Here is a 23,595-nt window from a genome sequence, read left to right on the forward strand (position 1 = left end):
CGACCCAGCCCGAGCCGGGAAGTGGTGTTTCAAGGGATTGGCCGCTCCGGGACCGTCCGCGCTGACTGCGTGTCCGGTGCTCCCTGCCGAGCGACTAGAGAACACTACGCCCATCGACGACGGCAGGCAAATCCGGCGCGCGGACGAGCCACGTGGCGACGCTCCGGCCGGCCTTCACGTACTCGCCGTTGGGGTGGTCGTTGGAGGCGACCCGCAGGGCGGCGGCCTCGTGGTCCTGGCCGCCACCGGTGTGCCGTGCGATCAGACGGCGGTGGCGGAGCTCGTCGTCGGCCTCGATGTACCAGAGCTCCCGGAGCAGGGCCCGGACGTTCGGCCACGGGGTGTCCGGCGCGGCGAGGTAGTTGCCCTCGGTGACGACGAGACGGGTGTGCGGCCGGACCACGTGGCGGGCGGCCACGGGCTCGTCGACGGTCCGGTCGAAATCGGGTGCGTAGATGTCGCGGAACCGCTCATGGGTGACACGCTGCAGCAGGGCGAGATAGCCGTCCGCGTCGAAAGTCTCGGGGGCTCCCTTGCGGGCACGCAGGCCGAGCCGGTCCAGTTGGGTGTTGGCCAGGTGGAATCCGTCGAGCGGGAGGTACGCGGCGGCGTCGGGGCCCTCCCGCCGGACGATCTCGGCGACCAGGTGGCGGGCGAGGGTGGACTTCCCGGCAGCGGGCGGCCCGGCGAGGCCCAGAATCACGCGGCCTCTGCCGCTCCCTTGTCCGCGCAGGAGTCCGAGCGCCCGCTCGACCAGTGCGTCGATCGGTACCTCGATCGGCGCCGCGGCCGGTGCTTCGACCGCTGCCTCGGGCGACACACTCGCCCCGGGCGCCTCCGACGCCCCCGCCGCGGCCCGCGCGGGCTCCGCGGCGCGGCCCGCCGTCGCGTCGTCCCGGCCGTGTTCCGACGTGTGGCCCCCGTGTACGTCTACGTGCATGGGCGCACCCTACTCAGCCGTGGCGCCGGGAGCACCGACCCGCAGGACGCCGATCGGCTGATCAAGGACACCGGCCAGGGCGGACGGGGCGGACGAGCCGCAGGCAGAGGTGGAGGCAGAGGGCAGGGCTTCAGGCCGAGGGCTCGCCGAACACCGGCTCGTCGAGGGTGAGGGTGCCGGCGTCCGCGTCCAGGACGGCGGGTACGCCGAGCGGGACGGTGAGGCTGCTGGGGCTGTGGCCGAAGCCGAGTTCCCAGATCACCGGAACGCCGAGCGGTCCGAGGCGGTCGAGCATGACCTCGCGGACCAGCTCCGGCGGGCCGCATCCCTCCCAGGAGCCGAGCGCGACGGCGGCCAGGCCGTCCAGTGCGCCGGAGCGGATCAGCTGGGTGAGGGTGCGGTCGAGCCGGTAGGGCTGCTCGTTGACGTCCTCCAGCAGCAGGATCGTGCCGGCGAAGGAGGGGCGGGCGCTCGGCGTGCCGCGGTCGGTGGCGAGGAGGGCGGCGCAGCCGCCGGCGGTGGTTCCCGCGGCCCGGCCGGGGACGAGGGGCTCGGCGGTGGCGGAGGTGAGCACGCGGGTGGTGGCGGGTTCGAAGAGGGTGCGGCGCAGATGGTCGGCGGTGGCGTGGTCCTCCAGGAATGCGGCCGCGGTGCCCATCGGTCCGTAGAGGGTGGGGAGGCCGAGGCGGAGGTCGACGGCTTCGTGGAGCACGGTGATGTCGCTGAAGCCGACCAGGATCTTGGGAGGTGCGGCGCGCAGGGCGTCCCAGTCGACGAGGTCGACCATGCGTTGGACCCCGTAGCCGCCGCGGGCGCAGACGACGGCGGAGATGGCGGGGTCGAGCCAGGCCTGCTGGAAGTCGGCGACGCGGGCGGCGTCGGTGCCGGCGAGGTAGCCGTGGACGGGGTGGCGGTCGAGGAGGTGGGCGCCGGGGACGACGTCCAAGCCCCAGGAGCGGAGGAGGGCGGTGCCGGCGGCGAGGCGTTGCGGGTCGATCGGGCCGCTGGGGGCGATCAGGGCGACGCGGTCGCCCGCGGTCAGCCGGCGGGGGCGGCGGCGCGGCGGTGTCGCGGGCTGCGGCGATGTCGCAGGCGGCGTCCCGGCCGCGGCGGTCGGCACCACCGGCCCGGGGTCGCGGCGGTGGGCGGCGTCGTCGGTCGTCAGTTGATCCATCGACAGGTTCTCCCCCGTGGTGACAGGTTCGCCTGCTCACGGTATTCCCCGGTGCGGGGGTGGAACGATCCGCCCCCGCACCGGGAATGCCTCCCTTTCACAGGCGCCCTTTCACGCGGCGCCCATCACACGGTGCCCATCACCTCGCGGACCTCGGCGAGGGTGGCGTCGGCCACGGCGTTGGCGCGCTCGTTGCCGGTGCGCAGCACCTCGCGGAGGAATCCGCGGTCGGCGGCGAGTTCGGCGCGGCGGGCCCGGTGGGGCCGGAAGTGTTCGTTAACGGCCTCGGTGACGAGTCCCTTGAGGGTGGCGGCGCCGCGGTCGCCGATCTCCTCGGCGATGTCCTCGGGTGTGCGGTTCAGGCAGAGGGCGGCGAGTTGGAGGAGGCCCGCGACGCCGGGGCGGCGCTCGGGGTCGTACCCGATGCGGCGTTCGGCGTCGGTGGTGGCGGAGCGGACGAGGCGGGCGGTGGCGTCCTCGGTGGCGCCGAGCGGGATGGCGTTGCCGCGGCTCTTGCTCATCTTGCCGCCGTCGGTGCCGAGCAGCAGCGGGGCGGCGGAGAGCAGGGCCTGGGGTTCGGGGAAGACGGGTGCGCCGTAGCGTTCGTTGAAGCGGCGGGCGACGGTGCGGGTGGTCTCCAGGTGCGGGACCTGGTCCTGACCGACGGGGACGAGGTCGGCCTTGCAGAAGAGGATGTCCGCGGCCTGGTGGACGGGGTACGTGAACATCAGTCCGCTGACGGTGGATCGGCCGGAGTGGGCGATCTCGTCCTTGACGGTGGGGTTGCGGCCGAGTTCGGCGACGCTGACGAGGCTGAGGAAGGGCAGCAGCAGCTGGTTGAGCGCGGGTACGGCGCTGTGCGCGAAGACGGTGGCGCGTTCGGGGTCGACCCCGGCGGCGAGGTAGTCGAGGACGAGGTTCTCGGCGTGCTCGGCGGGGCGGTCGGCGCGGTCGCGGTCGGTGAGCACCTGGTAGTCGGCGACGACGAGGAAGAGGTCGACGCCGAGGCGCTGCAGTTCGACGCGGTTCTGCAGGGTGCCGAAGTAGTGGCCCAGGTGGAGTGGGCCGGTGGGCCGGTCCCCGGTGAGGATGCGGTGGCGCTCGGGGTTGCGGCGGATGCGGTCGACGGTGATCACGGAGGTTCTCCTCGGATGGCGGGCTGGCGGCGGTGCCGTCCACCGGGCGCTGCCGGCCCCGAGGAGGGGTGAAGTAACAGGGCCGCCCGTGCGGACGGCCCTGTGGTCATGCATGAGAGGTGGCCGTCCTAGGACGGCCACCAGTTCAGGCACGGCTGGGTCTTCATGGCACCAGGGTACGCGTACGTCCGGCCGTTCTCGGTACCGGTTTTCGGCCGACGGCCCGTCACGGGCGCCCGGAACACCGGGCGGGGCCCCGAGGTCGACACATGGCGGACGACCCTGGCTCCCAAGGACCTTGTGCGGCAGGATCGTTCATGTCGCAGACCGAAGGGCCCCGCACCGATGACCCCGCTCGACCAGCCAGCGTCCGACCGCTCCTCCGGTGATGCCCTCCTCTCCGGCGGGACTGCCGCGCCCCGCGGCTCCGACGAGGGGGGCGCGGCGGCGACACGGCAGGCCGGGCACGATCACCCGGCGGCCACGGCGGTCCCGGCGGATCCGGCGGCGGTCCCAGGGGTCCCGGCGGATCCGACGGCGGTCAGGCTGCTGGCCGGGCTGGCGGCCCGGCTGCGCGGGGCGTACGAGCGGGGAGCGACGCCGGCCGACCTTGCGGCGGCCTGCCACCGGTCGGAGGCGGAGGTGCACAGACTGCTGGCCGTGGCCGGCACCCGGTTCGACGCCGCACGGCCTGCGGTGGCCGGTTCCAAGGCCGGCGGCGGCGCCCTCCCCGACGGCGGCGGACACGACACCGGAGGAGTCACCGCGAGTCCGGCCGGTGGCGCGGCCGAGGCCGGTCGGCAGCTGCGCCGGGCGCGCCGTCCGGTTCCCTCGCGGCGGCTTCGCCGGCTCCACCCGCGTCCGCCGGAGCGGCAGGAGCTGTGGCACCCGGCGGGGACGGGCGAGCAGGCCGGGGAGGGCGGCGGGCCGGACGGGGGGACGCCGCTGGGCATACTGATCGGCGGTTCGGCGGCGCCGGCGACCGAGCAGTGGAGTCAGCAGCGGGTCGATGCCAGGCTGATGCGGATCGGCAGGGGGACGTGTCTGCTGGTGCTGCCCTCGTGGCGGGCGGCGATCGCGGTGGCCGTGCCGACCGAGCGACTGCTCGCCTCCACCGGGCTGACGGTCGAGGAGCTGGCGGGTGCGCGCCTCTCGGTGCTGATCAATCCGGAGGCGCTGCACGACCGCGACCTGGGGCTGCACGGCTGGCAGGCCGAGCCGCCGCACTGAACCGGCCGGTGCGGACCGCGCGGTGGCCGTCCGTCAGGCGGACGGCTCGCCGGCGGTGGTGGGCAGTGCCTCGCCGGGGCGGCTGTTGGGGGTGCCCCGGGGAACGTGGCCGAGGTGGACGGGTTCCGGCGGGCGAGTGCCCGCTCCGGTCCCGAGGGCGGCCAGCAGGGTCGGCAGCTGCGGTGGCCAGAGCGCGTCGGCCTCGGGCGCGGCGAGTTCCTCCGGGCTCCACCAGCGCCATTCGAGGATGCCGTCGGCGCGGTGCACGCCGCTGACGTCGCCGACCGGTCCGCGGCGCGGGCCGGTGGTCACGTAGATGTGCTCGTGCTGGCGGACGGGGATGCCGTGCCAGGTGAAGTCGTGTTCCCAGGTGCAGAGCAGGTACCCGGGGTCGATGTCGGTCCAGCCGGTCTCCTCGTGCAGCTCGCGGAGGGCGCCGGCCGTCGGCGTCTCGCCGTCCTCCAGTCCGCCGCCCGGCATGTTCCAGTGCACACCGACCTCGATGTTGTCGCTGCGGAGCAGGAAGACGGAGCCGTCCGGCGCGAGGACGGCCGTCCGTGCCGCACGTCTCGGTCTGCGGCCGCCGGGCCCGGGGGCCGATCGCGAGGCCGTCCGGCCGAGGAGTGAACCCGGGAGCCGGCTCAGGAGTCGGCCCGGGAGTCGGCCGAGAAGGTGTGGCAGCGTCGGCATCGGATCACCCTGGCACGCACGGTCGGGGGTGTCGACACGGTTTCCCCGCGCCGCGGCGGCTCCCGGCCATCGGGGCGGTCGGAAGGCATCGGCGCGGGTGGGGCGTGCGGGAGGGGGTGCGTGCGCTGCGGTGCGCCGTACGCTGTGGGCCATGACCACCCCGGCCGTCCTGCTGCCCGCCGATCCGCTCGCGCCGCGCAGGCCCGACCCGCACTACGTGTGGGAGGCGCAGCTGGTGCGCGATCTCGGCGGGACCTGTGTGCTGCTGGACCACGACGCCCTGCTCGCGGGCGACGCGCAGGCGGCGGTGCAGCGGGTGCCGGCCGGCGTCGGGCCGCTCTGGTACCGAGGCTGGATGGTCCCGGTGCCCGCGTACCACGCGTTGGCGCAGGCGCTTCTCGCCCGCGGCGGGGTGCTGCTGACCGCACCCGCGGGCTACGGGGACGCCCATGAACTCCCCGGCTGGTACGGGGTGTTCGAGGGGGCGACGCCGGAGAGCCGGTGGCTGCCCGGGGTGGCCGAGCCCTCCCGGGAGGAGCTCGAGGAGCTGGCCCGGCAGCTGGGCGGGAGCGGGGCGGCGGTCGTCAAGGACTATGTGAAGTCCCGCAAGTACGAGTGGGAGGAAGCCTGCTTCGTCCCGGACCTCGCGGACACCGACCGGCTGTGCGCGGTGGTGGCGCGGTTCGTGGAGTTGCAGGACGGTGCCCCGGCGGGCGGGATCGTACTGCGCCGGTACGAGGAGTTCGTGCGGGACGCGAGCGGGCGGGCCGAGGAGGCGCGGGTCTGGTGGGTGGACGGCGAGCCGGTGCTGCGGGGCCCGCACCCCGACGCGGCTCCGGGGCCGGCCCCGCACGCGGACCTGTCGGTGGTCGGGCCGCTGGTGCACTCGCTGGGCTGCCGGTTCGTCACCACCGATCTCGCGCGGCGGGCGGACGGCTCCGGCTGGCGGGTGGTGGAGGTCGGCGACGGCCAGGTGAGCGACCTGCCCCGGGGCGCCGACGCGGCCGGGCTCTTCGCCGCCCTGCTGGCTGTCTGACCCGGAGCCCCGCCGGGAGGCGGGCCCCGGAGGGCCCGCCGGAGGGTCAGCCGACCGGGGTGGCGCGGCCGTCGGAGACGAAGGCCTGCCAGAGCCGGTGGTAGACGCCGCCCGCGGCGAGGAGGTCACTGTGGGTGCCGTCCTCGACGATCCGGCCGTGGTCGAGGACGACGATCCGGTCGGCCCGCTCGGCGGTGGTCAGGCGGTGGGCGATGACCAGGGTGGTGCGGCCGCCGCTGAGGCGGTCGGCGGCCTGGTTGACGGCGGCCTCGCTGGCCAGGTCGAGGGCGGCGGTGGCCTCGTCCAGCAGCAGGATGTCGGGGTCGACGAGTTCGGCGCGGGCGAGTGCGACGAGCTGGCGCTGGCCCGCGGAGAGGTTCCGTCCGCGCGGCGCGACCTCGTGCTCGTAGCCGCCGGAGAGGCCGAGGATCATCTCGTGCGCGCCGACCGCGCGGGCCGCGGCCTCGACCTCGGCCCGGGTGGCCCCGGGGCGGCCGTAGGCGATCGCCTCGTGGACGGTGCCGGCGAACAGGTACGCCTCCTGCGGGACGACGCCCAGCCGGTGGCGGTACCCGGAGAGGTCGAAGCGGGAGACGTCGGTGCCGTCGATCCGGACGGTGCCGGTGGTGGCGTCGTAGAACCGGGCGACCAGCTTGACCAGGGTGGACTTGCCTGCGCCGGTCTCGCCGACCAGGGCGACGGTCTGGCCCGCCGGGATGTGCAGGTCGATGCCGGTGAGGACGTTGGGCAGGCTCTCGCCGTCGCCGTCGCCGTTGTACGCGAAGCCGACGCCGTCCAGGTGGATGTCGCCCTTGAGGCGGGTGACCGGCACGGGCGGGTCGCTCTCGGGGGTGCTGGTCGGGGTGCGCAGCAGTTCGCGGATCCGGCCGAGGCTGACGCTGGCCTGCTGGTAGCCGTCGAAGACCTGGGAGAGCTGGTTGACCGGGGCGAAGAACAGGTCGATGTAGAGCAGGTAGGCGACCAGGGCGCCGATGGTGAGGGTGCCGTCGTCGACCCGGGTGGCGCCGGCGATCAGGACGAGCGCGGAGGCGACGCTGGAGAGGAACTGGACGAACGGGAAGTAGATCGAGATGTAGAGCTGGGCGCGGGCACGGGCGTGCCGGTACTCCAGGCCGCGGGCGACGAAGCGGGCGGTGTTGACGTCCTGGCGGCGGAAGGCCTGGACGATCCGCATGCCGGCGACGTTCTCCTGCAGGTCGGCGTTGACGGTGGAGATCAGGTCCCGGGAGATCTGGTACTGCACGGTGGACTTGCGGCGGAAGACCAGGGTGGCGACGACCAGGATCGGCAGGACGGCGAAGACCACCAGGGCGAGGCCGGCGTCGAGGATCAGCAGGGCGGCGAAGATCCCGAAGAAGGTGAGCAGGCTGACCACCGCGGTGACGACGCCGGTCTGCAGGAAGGTCGAGATGGAGTCGACGTCGGTGGTCATCCGGGTCATGATCCGGCCGCTGAGCTCGCGTTCGAAGTAGTCGAGGCCGAGCCGGTTCAGATGGGCGAAGATCTTCAGCCGCAGGGTGTAGAGGACGCGCTCGCCGGTGCGGCCGCTGACGCGGGTCTCGGCGCTCTGCACCAGCCAGTCCAGCAGGACGATGACGAGGGCGCCGAGGGCGGCGACGGTGACACCGCTCATGGCGGCCTTGCTCACGCCGTCGTCGATGCCGTGCCGGATCAGGATCGGGAGGGTGAGCCCGGCGGCGGTGTCGAGGGCGACCAGCAGCAGGGCGATCGCCAGCGGGCGGCCGAACGGTGCGAGCAGGCGGCGGAGGCTGAAGTGCAGGTCGCCGGCCTCGGCGTCCTCGACACGGATGTCGGGTGTGTCGGTGGCGGGCCGCAGGGCGGCGACCTTGGCGAGGAGTTCCGCGTCGGCGCCGGGCTTCTTCGCGAGGGTGACGGCGGGGGTGACGACGGCGGTTGCCGCCGCTCCGGTGGTCGCCGCGGCCGGGCCGGCCGTGCGGCCGGAGGCCTCGGGGGCGGCGTCGGGGTCGGTGATCAGTGCCCGGTAGAGCGGACATCGGGCGTCCAGCTCGCGGTGGGTGCCGATGTCGACGAGGCGGCCGCGGTCGAGCACGGCGATCCGGTCGGCGAGCTGCAGGGTGGAGCGGCGGTGCGCGACGAGCAGGGTGGTGCGCCCGGCCATGACCGAGCGGAGCGCCTCGAAGATCTCGGCCTCGATCTGCGGGTCGACCGCGGAGGTGGCGTCGTCGAGCAGCAGGATGCGCGGGTCGGTGAGGATCGCGCGGGCCAGGGCGATCCGCTGGCGCTGGCCGCCGGAGAGGGTGAGGCCCTGCTCGCCGACCTTGGTGTCGTAGCCGTCCGGGAGTTCACGGATGAAGCCGTCGGCCTGCGCGGCGCGGGCGGCGGCCTCGATCTGCTCGTCGGTCGCCTCGGGGTGGCCGTAGGCGATGTTGGTCCGGACGCTGTCGGAGAACAGGAAGCTCTCCTCGGGGACGATGCCGACGGTGGCGCGCAGCGAGTCGAGGGTGATGTCGCGCAGGTCGTGCCCGTAGATGCGGACGGCGCCGGCCGTCGGGTCGTAGAAGCGCGGGACGAGCTGGGCGACGGTCGACTTGCCGGAGCCGGAGGCGCCGACCAGGGCGAGGGTCTCGCCGGGGGCGAGGTGAAGGCTGAGGCCGTCGAGGACGGGGACGGCGTCCTCGTGGCCCTCGTAGTGGAAGTCGACGCGGTCGAGTTCCAGGGCGGCGGTGCCGGGGGTGGGGGCGCCGGGCTCGGCCGATCCGGGGTCGGTGTCGGCGGCGCCGAGCGGCCTGGCGTCGGGGCGTTCCTGGACGTGCGGGCGCTGGTCGATCAGCTGGAGGACGCGCTCCACGCCGGCCCTGGCCTGCTGGCCGACGGTGATCACCATGGCGAGCATCCGGACCGGGCCGGTCATCTGGGCGACGTAGGTGGAGAAGGCGACGAAGGTGCCGAGCGAGACCTTGCCCTGAACGGCCAGCCAGCCGCCGAGGGCGAGCACGGCGACCTGGGCCAGCGCGGGGACGGCCTGCATGGCCGGGGTGTAGCGGCTGTTGAGACGGATCGAGCGGAGCCGGGCGGCGTACAGGCCGCGGGAGACCTTCTCCAGCTTGGCGCGCTCCTGGGCCTCCTGGCCGAAGCCCTTGACCACGCGGACGCCGCCGACGGCCGCGTCCACCACGCCGGCGACCGCGGCGGCCTCCTGCTGTGCGGCCCAGGTGGCCGGGAAGAGCCGTTTGCGGCTGAGTGCGGCGCACCACCAGAGGGCGGGTGCCATCACCAGGGAGATCAGGGTGAGCGGCAGCGAGAGCCAGAGCATGACCGCGAGGGACATGCCGAACATCAGCAGGTAGCCCGTCATCATCGGCAGCATCGAGAGCAGGCCGTTGATGAGCTGGAGGTCGGAGGTGGCGCGGCCGACGACCTGGCCGGTGTCGAGGCGGTCCTGTCGGCGGCCGTCGAGCCGGGTGAGCGAGGTGAAGAGGTCCGCGCGGAGGTCGTGCTGGACGTCGAGGGCGAGCTGCCCGCCGTAGTAGCGGCGGATCTGCGCGCAGAGGAAGACCACGGCCGCGGCGACCAGCAGGACGACGGCCCAGGGGGCGAGCGGTCGGGTGTGCGCGGTGATGACGTCGTCGATGATCAGCTTGGTGATCAACGGGACGACGGCGCTGACGGCCATGCCGACCAGCGAGGCGCCGAAGGCGAGCAGGACGTTGCGGCGGTAGCGCCAGGAGTAGCCGCCGAGGCGGCGGAGCCAGCGGGACTCGTCCGGTGTTCCGGGGGTGGTGGCCTCGGGTGCGGCTCCCCCGCTCCGTGCTCCTGATCTGCGGCGGCGCAGGGAGGTCTTGCCGGACCGGCTGCTCTGAGGATCCGCGTCCCGGGAAATCTCCGCAGTAGAACCATGAGTCTCAGGCATATTTAGGGATACTAACCATTCGGCTCGACCGCCGTCCATCGCCTTTCGACGGACGCCCGGGAGGCTCAACGACGGACGGTCCGCGAACCTTCCCGCCCCCCTCCAGGGTCGCCGACGCGCCACCCGGAACGCACGGGACGGCGGACCGGACGGACCTCCGACGCTGGTCCTACACCCTCCGAACGCCCCGCCCCCGGACGCCCGCGAAGCCGCCTAGGCCGCGCCCTCCTCGACAGGGGGGGCGGTCACCGTTCCGGCGGTGGGCATCGTTCCGGCGGCGGCGCTCGCGGCGGCTGCGGCGAACGCGCCGTGGGCCAGGCTGTGCAGCAGGGCGGCCATCGCGTCCCGCGGCAGCCCGGACCGGTCGGCCGGCCCGGAGTGCGGGGCGGCGCTGTGCGGGGTGGAGTTCAGCAGGCCGAAGACCGCATGCACGGCCGCGCGGGCGAGCGGCTCCGCGCCGGGGGCGGCGAGCGGCGGGAAGGCCTCCCGGACGACGCCGACCCACAGCTCCACGTAGCCGCGCTGCAGCCGGCGGACCCGGCGGCGGTCCTCCTCCTTCAGATGGAGCAGTTCGCGGTCGTGCAGGATGATCAGGTCGCGGTCGTCCAGCGCGAAGTCCACATGGCCGCCGATCAGGGCGTCCAGCGCGCCGGCCGGCCCGTCCGCGCCGCCGGCCTCGCCGGCCCGGCGCCGCCCCTCCTCCAGCAGCCGCTCGCTGATGCCGACCAGGAGGTCGGCGAGCATCGCGTCCTTGCCGGAGAAGTGCCGGTACAGGCCGGGGCCGCTGATGCCCACCGCCTTGCCGATCTCGTCCACTCCGACCCCCAGGAAGCCCCGGGCGGCGAAGAGCCGGGCGGCTTCCTTGCGGATCTGGTCGCGGCGTGGGAGCGCGGAGGCTGCGGGCACGTTCGGCATGCTGCCCATCGTAGACAGCCGCGTTATCGGCGGTTAACCTGGCCGCAGGAGTTAACGCTCATTAACCTCCGGGCAGCGGACTCACCCGTCCGCATGCCCACTCGGCTCCGAGGGCAAGGGAGCTCTTGGGATGGTCCTCTCATCCATTGGATCTGCCGCCGGTCCGGCGGCCGGCCCGTTCACCGGCCCGGCCGCCGGCACCGCACCGCAGAACGCCTTCCGGGGCGCCGCGGCCGCGCCGGCACCGCGGCTGGACTCCGCGGCCGATCCCGGCTCGGCCGCCTACCGCACCAACCAGGCCGCCCACCGGGAGCTGGTCGACGAGCTGCGCAGCAAGCTCGCCGCCGCCGCACTCGGCGGCGGCGCCAAGGCCAGGGCCCGGCACACCGCCCGCGGCAAGCTGCTCCCCCGCGACCGGGTGGACACCCTGCTCGACCCGGGCTCCCCCTTCCTGGAGCTGTGCCCGCTGGCCGCCGACGGCCTCTACGACGGCGCCGCCCCGGCCGCCGGTGTGATCGCCGGCATCGGCCGGGTGGCCGGCCGGGAGGTCGTGGTCGTCGCCAACGACGCCACCGTCAAGGGCGGCACCTACTACCCGATGACGGTCAAGAAGCACCTGCGCGCGCAGGAGGTGGCCCTGGAGAACCGGCTGCCCTGCGTCTACCTGGTGGACTCCGGCGGCGCCTTCCTGCCGATGCAGGACGAGGTCTTCCCCGACCGCGACCACTTCGGCCGGATCTTCTACAACCAGGCCCGGCTCTCCGCCGCGGGCATCCCGCAGATCGCCGCGGTGCTCGGCTCCTGCACCGCCGGCGGCGCGTACGTGCCGGCCATGAGCGACCAGGCCGTCATCGTCCGCAACCAGGGCACGATCTTCCTCGGCGGTCCGCCGCTGGTGAAGGCGGCCACCGGCGAGGTCGTCACCGCCGAGGAGCTCGGCGGCGGCGAGCTGCACTCCCGCACCTCCGGGGTCACCGACCACCTGGCCGAGGACGACGCGCACGCGCTGTCGATCGTCCGCACCATCGTCGCCGGGCTCGGCCCGCGCACCCCCGCGCCGTGGCCGCTCGCCCCGGTGGAGGCCCCGGCGGTGGACCCGGCCGGCCTGTACGGCGCGGTGCCGGTCGACCCGCGCACCCCGTACGACGTGCGCGAGGTGATCGCCCGGCTGGTGGACGGCAGCCGCTTCGCCGAGTTCAAGGCCGAGTACGGGCCCACCCTGGTGACCGGCTTCGCCCGGATCCACGGCCACCAGGTGGGCATCGTCGCCAACAACGGCGTGCTCTTCGCCGAGTCCGCGCTCAAGGGCGCGCACTTCGTCGAGCTGTGCGACCAGCGCGGCATCCCGCTCCTCTTCCTGCAGAACATCACCGGCTTCATGGTCGGCCGGCAGTACGAGGCGGGCGGCATCGCCAAGCACGGCGCCAAGATGGTGACGGCCGTGGCCTGCACCCGGGTGCCCAAGCTGACGGTCGTCATCGGCGGCTCGTACGGCGCAGGCAACTACTCGATGTGCGGCCGGGCGTACTCGCCGCGCTTCCTGTGGATGTGGCCGGGCGCCAAGATCTCGGTGATGGGCGGCGAGCAGGCGGCCTCCGTCCTCGCCACCGTGCGCCGCGACCAGTTCGAGGCGCAGGGCGAGGAGTGGCCGGCCGAGGCGGAGGAGGAGTTCAAGCGTCCCGTCCGCGAGCAGTACGAGCGGCAGGGCAGCGCCTACTACGCCACCGCCCGGCTCTGGGACGACGGCGTGATCGACCCGATGGAGACCAGGACCGTCCTCGGTCTGGCGCTCACCGCCTGCGCCAACGCCCCGCTCGCCGAGCCCCGGCCGTACGGCGTCTTCCGGATGTGACCGGGCCGGGCCGGTGCGGACGAAACCGCCGCCCGGCCCGCCCCTCCTCGCAGGACACCCGGCCCGGCCGCACCCGCGCCGCCCGTCCTCCCACCGCCGCTCCGCCGGACGCGCGCCGGCAGCGCCACCCCTCGACCCGGAGGAAGACCTCCCATGTTCGACACCGTTCTGGTCGCCAACCGGGGTGAGATCGCCCTCCGGGTGATCCGCACCCTGCGGCGGCTCGGCATCCGCTCCGTCGCCGTGCACAGCGACGCCGACGCCGACGCCCCGCACGTCCGCGAGGCCGACCTCGCCGTCCGGCTCGGCCCGGAGGGGCGCAGCGACAGCTCGGCGGCCGAGACCTACCTGCGGACGGACCTGCTGCTCGCCGCCGCCCGGCGCACCGGCGCGCAGGCCGTGCACCCCGGGTACGGCTTCCTCGCCGAGAACCCGGGCTTCGCGCGGGCCTGCGCCGAGGCGGGCCTGGCGTTCATCGGCCCGCCGCCGGCCGCGGTGGAGCTGATGGGCGACAAGATCAACGCCAAGGAGGCCGTCCGGGTCGCCGGCGTGCCGGTGGTGCCGGGCAGCCGGGGCGGCTCGCCGGACGACGCCGAGCTGATCGCGGCGGCCGGGGAGATCGGCTACCCGGTGCTGCTGAAGCCGTCCGCGGGCGGCGGCGGCAAGGGCATGCGGCTGGTCCGCGACCCGGCGGACCTCCCGACCGAGATCGACGCGGCGCGACGGGTGGCCCGCACCGCGTTCGGTGACGACACCCTGCTGCTGGAGCGCTGGGTGGACCGGCCGCGCCACATCGAGGTGCAGGTGCTCGCCGACGCGCGCGGCACCACGGTGCACCTCGGCGAGCGCGAGTGCAGCCTGCAGCGCCGCCACCAGAAGCTGATCGAGGAGGCCCCCTCCGTCCTGCTCAACGAGGAGACCCGGGCGGCCATGGGAGCGGCCGCCGTCCGGGCCGCCGAGGCCTGCGGCTACACCGGCGCCGGCACGGTGGAGTTCATCGTGCCCGGTCTGGAGCCCGGTGCCGCGGTGCCCGAGGGCGTCCTGGACTTCTTCTTCATGGAGATGAACACCCGCCTCCAGGTGGAGCACCCGGTCACCGAGCTGGCGATCGCGGTGCGCGCGGACGACTCCGCCGAGCCGCAGCGGCTCGACCTGGTCGAGTGGCAGCTGCGGGTGGCGGCCGGCGAGGCGCTGCCCTTCGGGCAGGACGACATCTCCTTCCGGGGCCACGCCATCGAGGCCCGGATCTGCGCCGAGGACCCGGACCGGGACTTCCTGCCGACCGGCGGGCGCATCCTGCGCCTGGACGAGCCGGCCGGCGAGGGCATCCGGGTGGACTCCGGCGTGGCGGCCGGCACCGAGGTCGGCAGCCTGTACGACCCGATGCTGGCGAAGGTCATCGCGTACGGGCCGGACCGCGCGACCGCGCTGCGCCGGCTGCGGGCCGCACTGGCCGACACCCGGATCCTCGGCGTCACCACCAACACCGGCTTCCTGCGGCGGCTCCTCGCCCACCCCGACGTGGCCGCGGGGCGCCTCGACACCGGGCTGGTGGAACGGACCACGCAGCAGACCCCCGTACTGCTGAGCTCCCCGTACACCCGCACCGGTGCCGACGCCCCCGCGACCGGGCCCGCCGAGGACGCCTCCCCGGACGTGCTGCCGATCGCCGCCGCCGTCGCCCGGCAGCTGGACCTCGCCCCGGCCGTCGCCCCCGACGGCTGGACGGACCCGTTCTCCCTCCCCTCCGGGTGGCGCATGGGCGGTGAGGCCGCCTGGACGGCCCACCGCCTGCGGCTGACCGGCCACGAGCCGGTCACCGTCCTGGTCCGGCCGAGCACGCCCGGCCCCGCCTCCGACCTGCAGGTGCGGGTCGGCGACGGCCCGGTGCGGCAGGCCAGGGCCCACCACTCCGGCGACCGTCTGCACCTCTCCCTCGACGGTCTGCAGACGACGTTCGCACACACCACCGACAACGGGCCCGCGGGCCGCGTCGACTGGCTCGCCGTGGACGGCGACGCCTGGGCGGTGCACGCCCACGACCCGGTGGCGGACCGCACCGCCGCGGGCGGGGCCCACCACGGCGCGCTGACCGCGCCCATGCCGGGCACCGTCACCGTGGTCAAGGCCGCGGTCGGCGACCGGGTGAGCCGCGGTCAGACCCTGCTGGTCCTGGAGGCCATGAAGATGGAACACGTGATCGCGGCGCCGCACGACGGCACCGTCAGCGAGCTGCGGGCGGTCGCCGGCTCGACCGTCGCCATGGAGGAGCTGCTGGCCGTGGTCGCGGCGGCAGAGGAGGCCGACGCGGCCGTGGGGGCCGCGTCATGACCGCCGATCAGAACGTGGAGACGGCTGCGACGGAGCCCGGCGTGCTGGAGCTCGGCCTGCCGGACCCGGTGCGCGACCCGTCGCTGCCGGCCCGGGTGCGGATCCACGAGGTCGGCCCGCGGGACGGCCTGCAGAACGAGAGCGCGCTCGTCCCGGTCGAGGTCAAGGCCGAGTTCATCGCCCGGCTCGCGGCCGCCGGCCTGCGCACCGTGGAGGCGACCAGCTTCGTCCACCCGAAGTGGGTGCCGCAGCTGGCCGACGCCGAGGAGCTGATGCCGCGGCTGGCCGGTCTGGCCGAGGAGTACCCCGGGCTGCGGCTGCCGGTGCTGGTGCCGAACGAGCGCGGCCTGGACCGGGCGCTCGACCGCGGCGCGACGGAGGTCGCCGTCTTCGCCAGCGCCACCGAGACCTTCGCCCGGCGGAACCTCAACCGGTCCGCCGACGAGGCCATGGCCATGTTCCGGCCGGTCGTGGCCCGGGCCACCGCCGCCGGGGTGCCCGTCCGCGGCTACCTCTCGATGTGCTTCGGGGACCCGTGGGAGGGACCCGTCCCGGCGGCCCAGGTGATCGGCCACGGCCTGCGCCTGCTGGAGATGGGCTGCGCCGAGCTGAGCCTCGGCGACACCATCGGCACCGCCACGCCCGGCCAGGTCGCCGCGCTGCTGACCGGCTTCGCCGAGGCCGGAGTGCCGATGGACCGGCTCGCCGTGCACTTCCACGACACCTACGGACAGGCGCTGGCCAACACGCTGGCCGCGCTGCGCTGCGGGGTGACGGTCGTGGACGCCTCGGCCGGCGGCCTCGGCGGCTGCCCCTACGCGAAGAGCGCCACCGGCAACCTGGCCACCGAGGACCTGGTGTGGATGCTCCACGGCCTCGGCATCGACACCGGCGTCGACCTGGCCGCCCTGGCCGCCACAAGCGGCTGGATGGCACGGCAGCTCGGACGCCCCGGCCAGTCGCGGACCGTCCGGGCGCTGCTCGGCCCGTCCGCCTGACACACCCCGTCAACACCCTCATCACCCCGGCCCGACCGGCCGCGATCCAGGAGGATCCCATGCTCGACCACCGGCTGAGCACCGAGTACAAAGAGCTGCGACGAACCGTCGCGGAGTTCGCGAACGACCGGGTCGCGCCGAAGATCGGCGAGTTCTACGAGCAGAACGAGTTCCCGTACGAGATCGTCCGCGAGATGGGCGAGATGGGCCTGTTCGGCCTGCCCTTCCCCGAGGAGTACGGCGGCATGGGCGGCGACTACCTCGCCCTCGGCATCGCCCTGGAGGAGCTGGCCCGGGTCGACTCCTCGGTCGCGATCACCCTGGAGGCGGCCGTCTCGCTGGGCGCCATGCCGGTGTACCGCTTCGGCACCGAGGAGCAGAAGCGCACCTGGCTGCCGAAGCTGACCTCGGGCGAGATGCTCGGCGCCTTCGGCCTCACCGAGCCGGAGGGCGGCTCGGACGCCGGCGCCACCCGGACGACGGCCCGCTACGACGAGGCGACCGACGAGTGGGTGATCAACGGCACCAAGTGCTTCATCACCAACTCCGGCACCGACATCACGGGCCTGGTCACGGTGACCGCGCTGACCGAGCCCTCCACCCGTTCGAGTGAAGACGGCGCGACGCTCTCGCCCACCCGCGAGATCTCGTCCATCATCGTGCCGACCGGGACCCCCGGGTTCCAGGTCTCCAAGAAGTACTCCAAGGTCGGGTGGAACGCCTCCGACACCCGCGAACTGTCCTTCACCGACTGCCGCGTCCCCGCGGCCAACCTGCTGGGCGACCGCGGCCGCGGCTACGCCCAGTTCCTGCGCATCCTCGACGAGGGGCGCATCGCCATCGCGGCCCTGGCCACCGGCCTGGCCCAGGGATGCGTCGACCAGTCCGTCGCCTACGCCGGCCAGCGGCGCGCCTTCGGGCGGCCGATCGGCGCCAACCAGGTCATCCAGTTCAAGCTCGCCGACATGGAGATGCGCGCGCACACCGCCCGCCTGGCCTGGCGGGACGCAGCATCCCGGCTGCTGCACTCCGAGCCGTTCAAGAAGGAGGCCGCCATCGCGAAGCTGTACGCCTCGGAGGCTGCCGTGGACAACGCCCGCGAGGCGACCCAGATCCACGGCGGGTACGGCTTCATGAACGAGTTCCCGGTCGCCCGGTTCTGGCGCGACTGCAAGATCCTCGAAATCGGGGAGGGCACCTCGGAGGTCCAGCGGATGCTCATCGCGCGAGAGCTCGGCATCCTCTCCTGAGTCCTCCCCGGCTCAATGCCGCGGATCCCCTGGCGGCCGGTCAGGGGATCACGATCACCGGGCGGTTGGCGCGCCGCGCCAGCCGCCCGGACACCGAACCGAAGACCTTGCCGAGCAGGCCGCGGGTGCTGCCGACGACGATCGCGTCGGCGGCGTACTCGCGGCCGACCTCTTCGATCTCGTGGCAGATGTCGCCGCCGCGCTCCACCAGGATCCACGGCACGCCGGCGAGGAAGTCCGCGCAGGCCAGCTCCAGGCCGAGGATCTCGGTGCGGTGGTCCGGCAGGTCGACGAAGACCGGGGGTTCGCAGCCGGCCCACACCGTGGCCGGCAGCCGGTTCGCCACATGGACGATCACCAGGCCGCACTGCGACCGGCGCGCCATCCCGACCGCGTAGGCCAGGGCGCGCTCGCTGGAGAGCGACCCGTCGAATCCGACCACCACGCCGTGCTGGAACGCCGGGTCGCAGGGGCGGGCCGGCTGCTCCTCCACCAGGTGGTCGCCGTCGCCCTCGGTACGGCCCGTCATCGGACCGGGCCCGTCGGTCATCGGGCGCTCCCCGGCCGCTCCGCCGGCGCCCGCCGGGCGGTGCGCCTCGGCCCTGCGTCGGGCCGACAGCGGCCATGCCCGGAGCGCGGCCGCACGCGCTGCGGCCAGCGCGGCCCGGCGAGCCTGGGAGCGGCCGCCGAGGGGCCCTCCGTGGACCGGCAGCGCGCCACCGCCGGCAGCATCCGCACCGGCGGGTACGGGAGGCTCAAAACCAGCCATCGCTCACAGCTATTCGGAGAAGACGGGCCGACAGGACACGAGAGCGCTGCCGGGGCGGCAGGCCCATCCACGGCACCGAGCCGATCTCCGCCGAGCACCACTGGACGCGACCTGTTCCTCTCAGAGTACGACGAGCGCGGAACGCGGCCCAGCAGTCGGGCCGCGCAGGGCCGAGGTTCCCGCGAACGGACCGCGCGCGCCGCGCCTTGTGCGCCCCCGGTGCACGCCGGCCGTCGGCCACCGGGCACGGAGGTTTCCAGGAGCTTGACCGACCGGCCCCGATTACGCAACAGGCCGAACACACAACGTGATCCGACCGTCATCGACAGGTATCCCGGGGCGCCGCACGGTTCCGCACGTCGCGGTCGGCCACCGGGCGGTCACCGTCCGGATCCGGCCAATCCACCTGCCGGACAGGTCGACGATTGGCAATTGCCAGATGCATAGGCGCCGGCACTGGCAGCATGCTCGACATGCCGCTGCTCCTGTTCGACCTCGACAACACCCTGCTGCCCAGGGACGCCGCCTATCGGGCCTGGGCCCGGGACTTCCTGGCCGAACACCGCCTGCCCGCCGCCGACATCGACTGGTTCTCCACCATCGACGGCAGCGGATACGTGCCCCGCAGCACGGTACTGGGCGCCGCGAAGCGCCGCTACGGCCTGGACCACTCCATGGACCTGCTGCTCGCCCACTACCGCCGCGGCATCAACGCGCACATCCACTGCCCCACCACCCACGTCGACGCGCTGCACGCGGCCCGGGCCTCCGGCTGGACCCTCGGCATCGTCAGCAACGGCGGTACCAGGCCGCAGCTGGAGAAGATCCGCCGCACCGGTTTGGAGCAGCTGGTCGACGGCTGGGTCATCTCGGAGGAGGCCCGCTGCGTGAAGCCGGACCCTCTCATCTTCGAGATCGCCGCCCGCCGCTGCGGGGTCTCCACCGCCCCCGGCTGGGAGGCGGGCACCTGGATGGTCGGCGACCACGGCCCGGCGGACGTCGCGGGGGCCGAGGTCGCCGGGCTGCGCAGTGTCTGGCTGCACCTGGGGCGCCCGTGGGCCGAGCAGGGCTACCGCCCGACCCTGAGCGCCGCCGGGCTGCCGGAGGCCGTCGGGCTCGTCCTCAGCGCCCGCAGCGCGCCGACCGCCGCCTCCGTCCGCCGCGGGGCCGTCCGGCGGGCCGTGGCCCAGCACGCGGCCGCACGGCGGGCCGCCGAGGCGCAGCCGGCCGGGCCGCAGGCGGACGTCGCCGCCGCTGTCGGGGCGGGCCGGCCGAGAGCGGCCGCGACGCGTACCTCTCCGGTCGCCCAGCTCCCTGCCGCGGTCGCCCGCACGGTGCACGCGGCCGTCACCGCCGGCGGGGACGTCCTGGCCGCGGGTACCGTCCGGACGCGCTTCGCGGCGCAGCCGGCCGCGGTGGCACAGGTCGCCGCGGCCGGTTACACCGTCATCGACGACGGGGTCGCCGGGTAGCGCCACCAGCGCGAGACGCCGTGCTCGGTGAAGCCGAGCCGGCGGTACAGCGGCTCTCCGAGCAGGGTCGCCACCAGGGTGGCCGTCCGGTCGGGGTGGGCGGCGAGGGCGGCCTCGACGACGGCCCGGCCGACGCCGCGGGAGCGGTGCTCGGGCAGGGTCGCGACGGAGTAGACGCCGACTGCGGTGCCGTCGTCGTAGCTGACGCAGGCGCCGACGGCCCGGCCGTCTACCCGGGCCAGCCAGGCCCGGTAACCGGGGGTCCGCAGGAGTCCGGGCGGCAGCATGGCGCCGGCGGCCGGCGGCAGCCGGGCGGGCATCGGGAAGCCCTCGACGACGACCCGTTCCACCTCGGCGAGGCCCTCCGGGTCGACGGCCTCGCCGGCCGTGAGCACGCCGGCCGGCTCCGGGCGCCGCCGGCCCGCGGTGGGGCCGCCGGCCGGTCCCTGGCCGGGCTCACGCACCATCACCGCCTGCCCCAGGGCCGCCTCGCAGCCGTGCGGACGCATGTCCAGACGCCCGTACGGGTCCTCCAGGCAGAGCCGCTCCGTCCGCCACTTGCGCAGGACGGCGAGCAACTCCTCCTTCAGCGCGCCGGGTTCGCCGTAGGGGCGGGTGACGACGACGCGGTGGACCTCGGCGTCCCCGTCACAGCGGACCGCGGTGAACCGCGGCGTGCGGACGGACTCCCAGCCGTGCGCCCGGCCCTGGGCCAGCCAGAAGGCAGCGGCGTTGTCGTTGGCCAGTTCGAGCCGGCTGCGCGTATCCATGGGGCGACCCTAGCGGCCGGCCGTGACCGCCGCCGGGGGCTGCCCCGCCCTGCGCAGAAGGGCTCGCACCGGCGCACGGGTGCGTCCCGTGCGCCCCGTTTCGTACCGCCTATTTTCGGCCAATCTCGGCACGGTGCCCGGGCGTTGGCCAAAGCCGCAGCCCAGGGCCGCCGGTGGGGTCGGCGGGTCCACGGGTGCCCGGGATCGGTCGTGCGACAACCAGCCAGCGTTGCGCCCGCCCCCTTCCCAGAGGGGTCGACGGGTGCCACGCTTCGTGATCGAATGCATCACGCCAAATTGCCATGTCGACATAGCGTCGGATGGTGAACTTGTCACAACAGCAACGGTCCACCCAGTAGATTCGATCTTGGCGGGCAGTGCCGCACCACCACACCACACCACCGAGGGGGCTGGAACGCCTTGAGCAGGGTGAGCAGGAGCGACGCGGGTCCTGACGGCGGCCAGCCGCCGACCGGCCTCCCGGGCCGGTCCGCCAGAGCTGACGGGCCGGCAGCCCGCGCCGCGGCCCCGGGCCGCACACCCTCCCCGCTCAACGGCTCGCCGCTCGCCGGCCCGACCGCCCCGCACGGCGGTGCACCCGGCAACCCGGGCGGTGGAACGGTCCTGACGTCCGGTCACCTCGTACCGTCGGCCGGCGTCCCCGCGTCCTCCGCACCGCACCCGGCGCAGGGCGCCTTCCCGGCGAACGGTCAGTTCGGCGCCCCGCACCCGCACTTCGCCGGCGGTCCGGCCGGTGGCGGCGCCGGGGCGGGCACCTCCCCCGCCGGTGCCGCGGGCGGCGGTCCCGCGGTCCTGTCCGCCCTGCACCACCCCGCACCGGCCCGCAAGCTCTCCGGCCGCCGGCGCCGGGAGACGGTGGCCGTGCTGATCTTCGGCGGGGCGCCGATCTTCGAGAGTTCGATCCCGCTCTCGGTCTTCGGGGTGGACCGGCAGGACGCCGGAGTGCCCCGCTACCGGCTGTTGGTCTGCGCCGGCGAGGAGGGCCCGCTGGCCACCACCGGCGGGCTGACCCTGACCGCCCCGTACGGCCTGGAGGCACTCTCCCGGGCCGGCACGATCGTCGTCCCGGCCTGGCGCTCGATCTCCCAGCCGCCGCCGGTCGAGGCGATCGCCGCGCTGCGCAAGGCCCACCACGAGGGGGCCCGGATCATCGGCCTCTGCACCGGCGCCTTCGTGCTGGCCGCGGCCGGCCTGCTCGACGGCCGCCCGGCGACCACCCACTGGATGTACGCGCCGACGCTCGCCAAGCGCTACCCGCGGGTCCACGTCGACCCGCGCGAGCTGTTCGTGGACGACGGCGACGTGCTGACCTCGGCCGGCACCGCGGCCGGCATCGACCTGTGCCTGCACGTGGTGCGGACCGACCACGGTGCCGAGGCGGCCAACGCGCTGGCCCGCCGCCTGGTGGTGCCCAACCGGCGCGGCGGCGGAGGCCAGGCCCAGTACATCGACCAGTCTTTACCGGAGGAGATCGGCAACGACCCGCTGGCCGAGGTGGTCACCTGGGCGCTGGAGAACCTCAACCAGCAGTTCGACGTCGAGGTGCTGGCCGCCCGCGCCTACATGAGCCGTCGCACCTTCGACCGGCGGTTCCGGACGCTCACCGGCAGCGCCCCGCTGCAGTGGCTGATCACCCAGCGGGTGCTGCAGGCGCAGCGGCTGCTGGAGACCTCGGACCTCTCGGTGGACGACGTCGCGCGGCGCTGCGGCTTCCGCTCGCCGGTGGCGCTGCGCGGGCACTTCCGCCGCCAGCTCGGCGTCTCCCCCGCGGCGTACCGGACGAGCTACCGGGCCCGGCGTCCCGCTCCGGCCCCGGCCGGGGCGGCCACCGTGCCCGCCCAGGGCGGCCCGGCCGACCGGCTCGCCGGCGGCGGCCAGGGCGGCGCGGCGCACCCGCATCCGGTCGGCACCGGCGGTCCGGCGCACCCGGGCGGGCCCTCGGCGACGGCCGGCGCGGTGCCGGGCAGCGGCCAGGGCGGCGGCCGACGAAGGCCGAACGCCGCGGTCCCCCCGCAGCCGGGGCCGGCCGGCGGTCGGCGTCCGCGGCCGGCGGCAGGCGACCGCCCGGCCGAACCGTCGGCCCCGCGGCCTGCCGAGCGGCCGGGGGGTCGGAGCGGCGAGCGCGTCGCGGGCCGGCCGGGCGACCGGCCGGTGGAGCACGCGGTCGCCGAGGAGAGCGGCTACGAGCAGCCGAGCGCGCGCGGCCAGGGTCAGGGCCACCGGGCCGACCACGCGGCGCCGGGCGGTGCCGGGCATCCCGCCCCGCCCGCGGACGGGCGGCCCGCCGGTCCGTCGGCGGACGACGACGGCCCGTCGGGCGCGGCGCAACGCGGCCGGGCGGCCCGGACGCTGTCCGGCTCGCGCGATCGCGCCGTAGGGTGAGTGCGTGAATGACCGTCTGGTGTGGATCGACTGTGAGATGACCGGCCTCGACCTCGGCAGGGACGCCCTGATCGAGGTCGCGGCGCTGGTGACCGACTCCGAGCTGAACGTTCTCGGCGAGGGCGTGGACGTGGTGATCCGTCCGCCCGCGGAGGCGCTGGAGGGCATGCCGGACGTCGTGCGCGCCATGCACACGGCGTCCGGGCTGCTCGACGAGCTGGCGGCCGGGGTGACCCTGGCCGAGGCCGAGGAGCTGGTGCTGGGTTACATCCGGGAGCACGCCCCGGAGGCGGGCAAGACTCCGCTGTGCGGCAACTCGGTCGCGACCGACCGCGGCTTCCTCTCCCGCGACATGCCGGCGCTGGAGAGCCACCTGCACTACCGGATCGTGGACGTGTCCTCGATCAAGGAGCTGGCCCGCCGCTGGTATCCGCGGGCGTACTACAACAGCCCGCAGAAGGGCGGCAGCCACCGCGCGCTCGCCGACATCCGCGAGAGCATCGCCGAACTCCGGTACTACCGCGAGGCGGTGTTCGTCCCGCAGCCGGGCCCGGACGGGGACGCGGCTCGGGAGATCGCCGCCAAGTACCAGCTGCCGGGCGAGTGAGCGGGCCGGCGGGCCCGTCGACCCGCCGGCCGGACCGCCGGTGCGCGCACCTGCTCCCACCAGAGCATCAGCGCGGGCCCCGACTCGAAACCCTGGCGCGAGCACCCTC

General features: G+C 74.8%; 15 protein-coding genes and 2 pseudogenes. 9 read left to right on the forward strand and 8 right to left on the reverse strand.

Annotation, left to right across the window (positions count from 1 at the left end):
• Positions 1–94: 94 nt before the first annotated feature.
• From AB0P35_RS33470 to trpS, 3 genes are all read right to left on the reverse strand, one after another.
• On the reverse strand, positions 95–940 hold the full coding sequence (locus AB0P35_RS33470; RefSeq protein ID WP_363518435.1) for a nucleoside/nucleotide kinase family protein: 846 nt from the start codon (positions 938–940) through the stop codon (positions 95–97).
• Positions 941–1,070: 130 nt separating this feature from the next.
• Positions 1,071–2,114, reverse strand: coding sequence for an LD-carboxypeptidase (locus AB0P35_RS33475; protein WP_363518437.1), 1,044 nt, complete (start codon positions 2,112–2,114; stop codon positions 1,071–1,073).
• A gap of 125 nt (positions 2,115–2,239) precedes the next feature.
• Positions 2,240–3,250, reverse strand: coding sequence for a tryptophan--tRNA ligase (gene trpS, locus AB0P35_RS33480; RefSeq protein WP_363518439.1), 1,011 nt, complete (start codon positions 3,248–3,250; stop codon positions 2,240–2,242).
• Positions 3,251–3,892: 642 nt separating this feature from the next.
• On the opposite strand from trpS, the gene AB0P35_RS33485 reads away from it, so the two are divergent.
• Positions 3,893–4,480 (forward strand): hypothetical protein, encoded by a 588-nt coding sequence (locus tag AB0P35_RS33485; protein ID WP_363518441.1) that lies wholly within the window; start codon positions 3,893–3,895, stop codon positions 4,478–4,480.
• Positions 4,481–4,513: 33 nt separating this feature from the next.
• Here the strand turns inward: AB0P35_RS33485 and AB0P35_RS33490 are convergent, their stop codons facing one another.
• On the reverse strand, positions 4,514–5,170 hold the full coding sequence (locus tag AB0P35_RS33490; RefSeq protein WP_363518443.1) for an NUDIX domain-containing protein: 657 nt from the start codon (positions 5,168–5,170) through the stop codon (positions 4,514–4,516).
• Between the two features lie 151 nt (positions 5,171–5,321).
• Between AB0P35_RS33490 and AB0P35_RS33495 the strand changes: the two genes are divergently transcribed.
• On the forward strand, positions 5,322–6,206 hold the full coding sequence (locus tag AB0P35_RS33495; RefSeq protein WP_363518445.1) for an ATP-grasp domain-containing protein: 885 nt from the start codon (positions 5,322–5,324) through the stop codon (positions 6,204–6,206).
• A gap of 46 nt (positions 6,207–6,252) precedes the next feature.
• Here the strand turns inward: AB0P35_RS33495 and AB0P35_RS33500 are convergent, their stop codons facing one another.
• Together AB0P35_RS33500 and AB0P35_RS33505 are read right to left on the reverse strand one after the other, a co-directional pair.
• Complete coding sequence (locus AB0P35_RS33500) at positions 6,253–10,119, reverse strand: ABC transporter ATP-binding protein (RefSeq protein ID WP_363518447.1); 3,867 nt, start codon at positions 10,117–10,119, stop codon at positions 6,253–6,255.
• Positions 10,120–10,332: 213 nt separating this feature from the next.
• Positions 10,333–11,034, reverse strand: coding sequence for a TetR/AcrR family transcriptional regulator (locus tag AB0P35_RS33505; protein WP_363518449.1), 702 nt, complete (start codon positions 11,032–11,034; stop codon positions 10,333–10,335).
• Between the two features lie 130 nt (positions 11,035–11,164).
• On the opposite strand from AB0P35_RS33505, the gene AB0P35_RS33510 reads away from it, so the two are divergent.
• From AB0P35_RS33510 to AB0P35_RS33525, 4 genes are all read left to right on the forward strand, one after another.
• A complete protein-coding gene (locus AB0P35_RS33510; protein WP_363518451.1) occupies positions 11,165–12,886 on the forward strand; it encodes a carboxyl transferase domain-containing protein in 1,722 nt (573 codons plus the stop codon).
• A gap of 153 nt (positions 12,887–13,039) precedes the next feature.
• Positions 13,040–15,217: a biotin carboxylase N-terminal domain-containing protein gene (locus tag AB0P35_RS33515; RefSeq protein WP_363518453.1), complete on the forward strand. Its 2,178-nt coding sequence runs from the start codon at positions 13,040–13,042 to the stop codon at positions 15,215–15,217.
• Positions 15,214–16,215, forward strand: coding sequence for a hydroxymethylglutaryl-CoA lyase (locus AB0P35_RS33520; RefSeq protein ID WP_095874779.1), 1,002 nt, complete (start codon positions 15,214–15,216; stop codon positions 16,213–16,215). The genes AB0P35_RS33515 and AB0P35_RS33520 overlap by 4 nt, the downstream gene beginning before the upstream one ends.
• A 59-nt stretch (positions 16,216–16,274) precedes the next feature.
• Positions 16,275–17,465, forward strand: a complete 1,191-nt coding sequence (locus tag AB0P35_RS33525; RefSeq protein ID WP_363518455.1) for an acyl-CoA dehydrogenase family protein — start codon at positions 16,275–16,277, stop codon at positions 17,463–17,465.
• Between the two features lie 40 nt (positions 17,466–17,505).
• On the opposite strand, the pseudogene AB0P35_RS33530 reads toward AB0P35_RS33525, so the two are convergent.
• Positions 17,506–17,940, reverse strand: a pseudogene (locus AB0P35_RS33530) (universal stress protein); the annotation flags it as partial.
• Between the two features lie 767 nt (positions 17,941–18,707).
• Here AB0P35_RS33530 and AB0P35_RS33535 point away from each other — a divergent pair.
• Positions 18,708–19,706: an HAD family hydrolase gene (locus tag AB0P35_RS33535; RefSeq protein ID WP_363518457.1), complete on the forward strand. Its 999-nt coding sequence runs from the start codon at positions 18,708–18,710 to the stop codon at positions 19,704–19,706.
• Here the strand turns inward: AB0P35_RS33535 and AB0P35_RS33540 are convergent.
• Positions 19,673–20,476, reverse strand: coding sequence for a GNAT family N-acetyltransferase (locus AB0P35_RS33540; protein ID WP_363518459.1), 804 nt, complete (start codon positions 20,474–20,476; stop codon positions 19,673–19,675). The genes AB0P35_RS33535 and AB0P35_RS33540 overlap by 34 nt on opposite strands.
• Before the next feature lie 813 nt (positions 20,477–21,289).
• Here AB0P35_RS33540 and AB0P35_RS33545 point away from each other — a divergent pair.
• Together AB0P35_RS33545 and orn are read left to right on the forward strand one after the other, a co-directional pair.
• Positions 21,290–22,300: pseudogene (locus tag AB0P35_RS33545) on the forward strand (helix-turn-helix domain-containing protein); the annotation flags it as partial.
• Positions 22,301–22,883: 583 nt separating this feature from the next.
• Positions 22,884–23,486, forward strand: a complete 603-nt coding sequence (orn, locus tag AB0P35_RS33550) for an oligoribonuclease (RefSeq protein WP_363518461.1) — start codon at positions 22,884–22,886, stop codon at positions 23,484–23,486.
• Positions 23,487–23,595: the final 109 nt, after the last annotated feature.

The sequence above is a fragment of the Kitasatospora sp. NPDC085879 genome (genome assembly GCF_040686255.1).
GTDB lineage: Bacteria > Actinomycetota > Actinomycetes > Streptomycetales > Streptomycetaceae > Kitasatospora.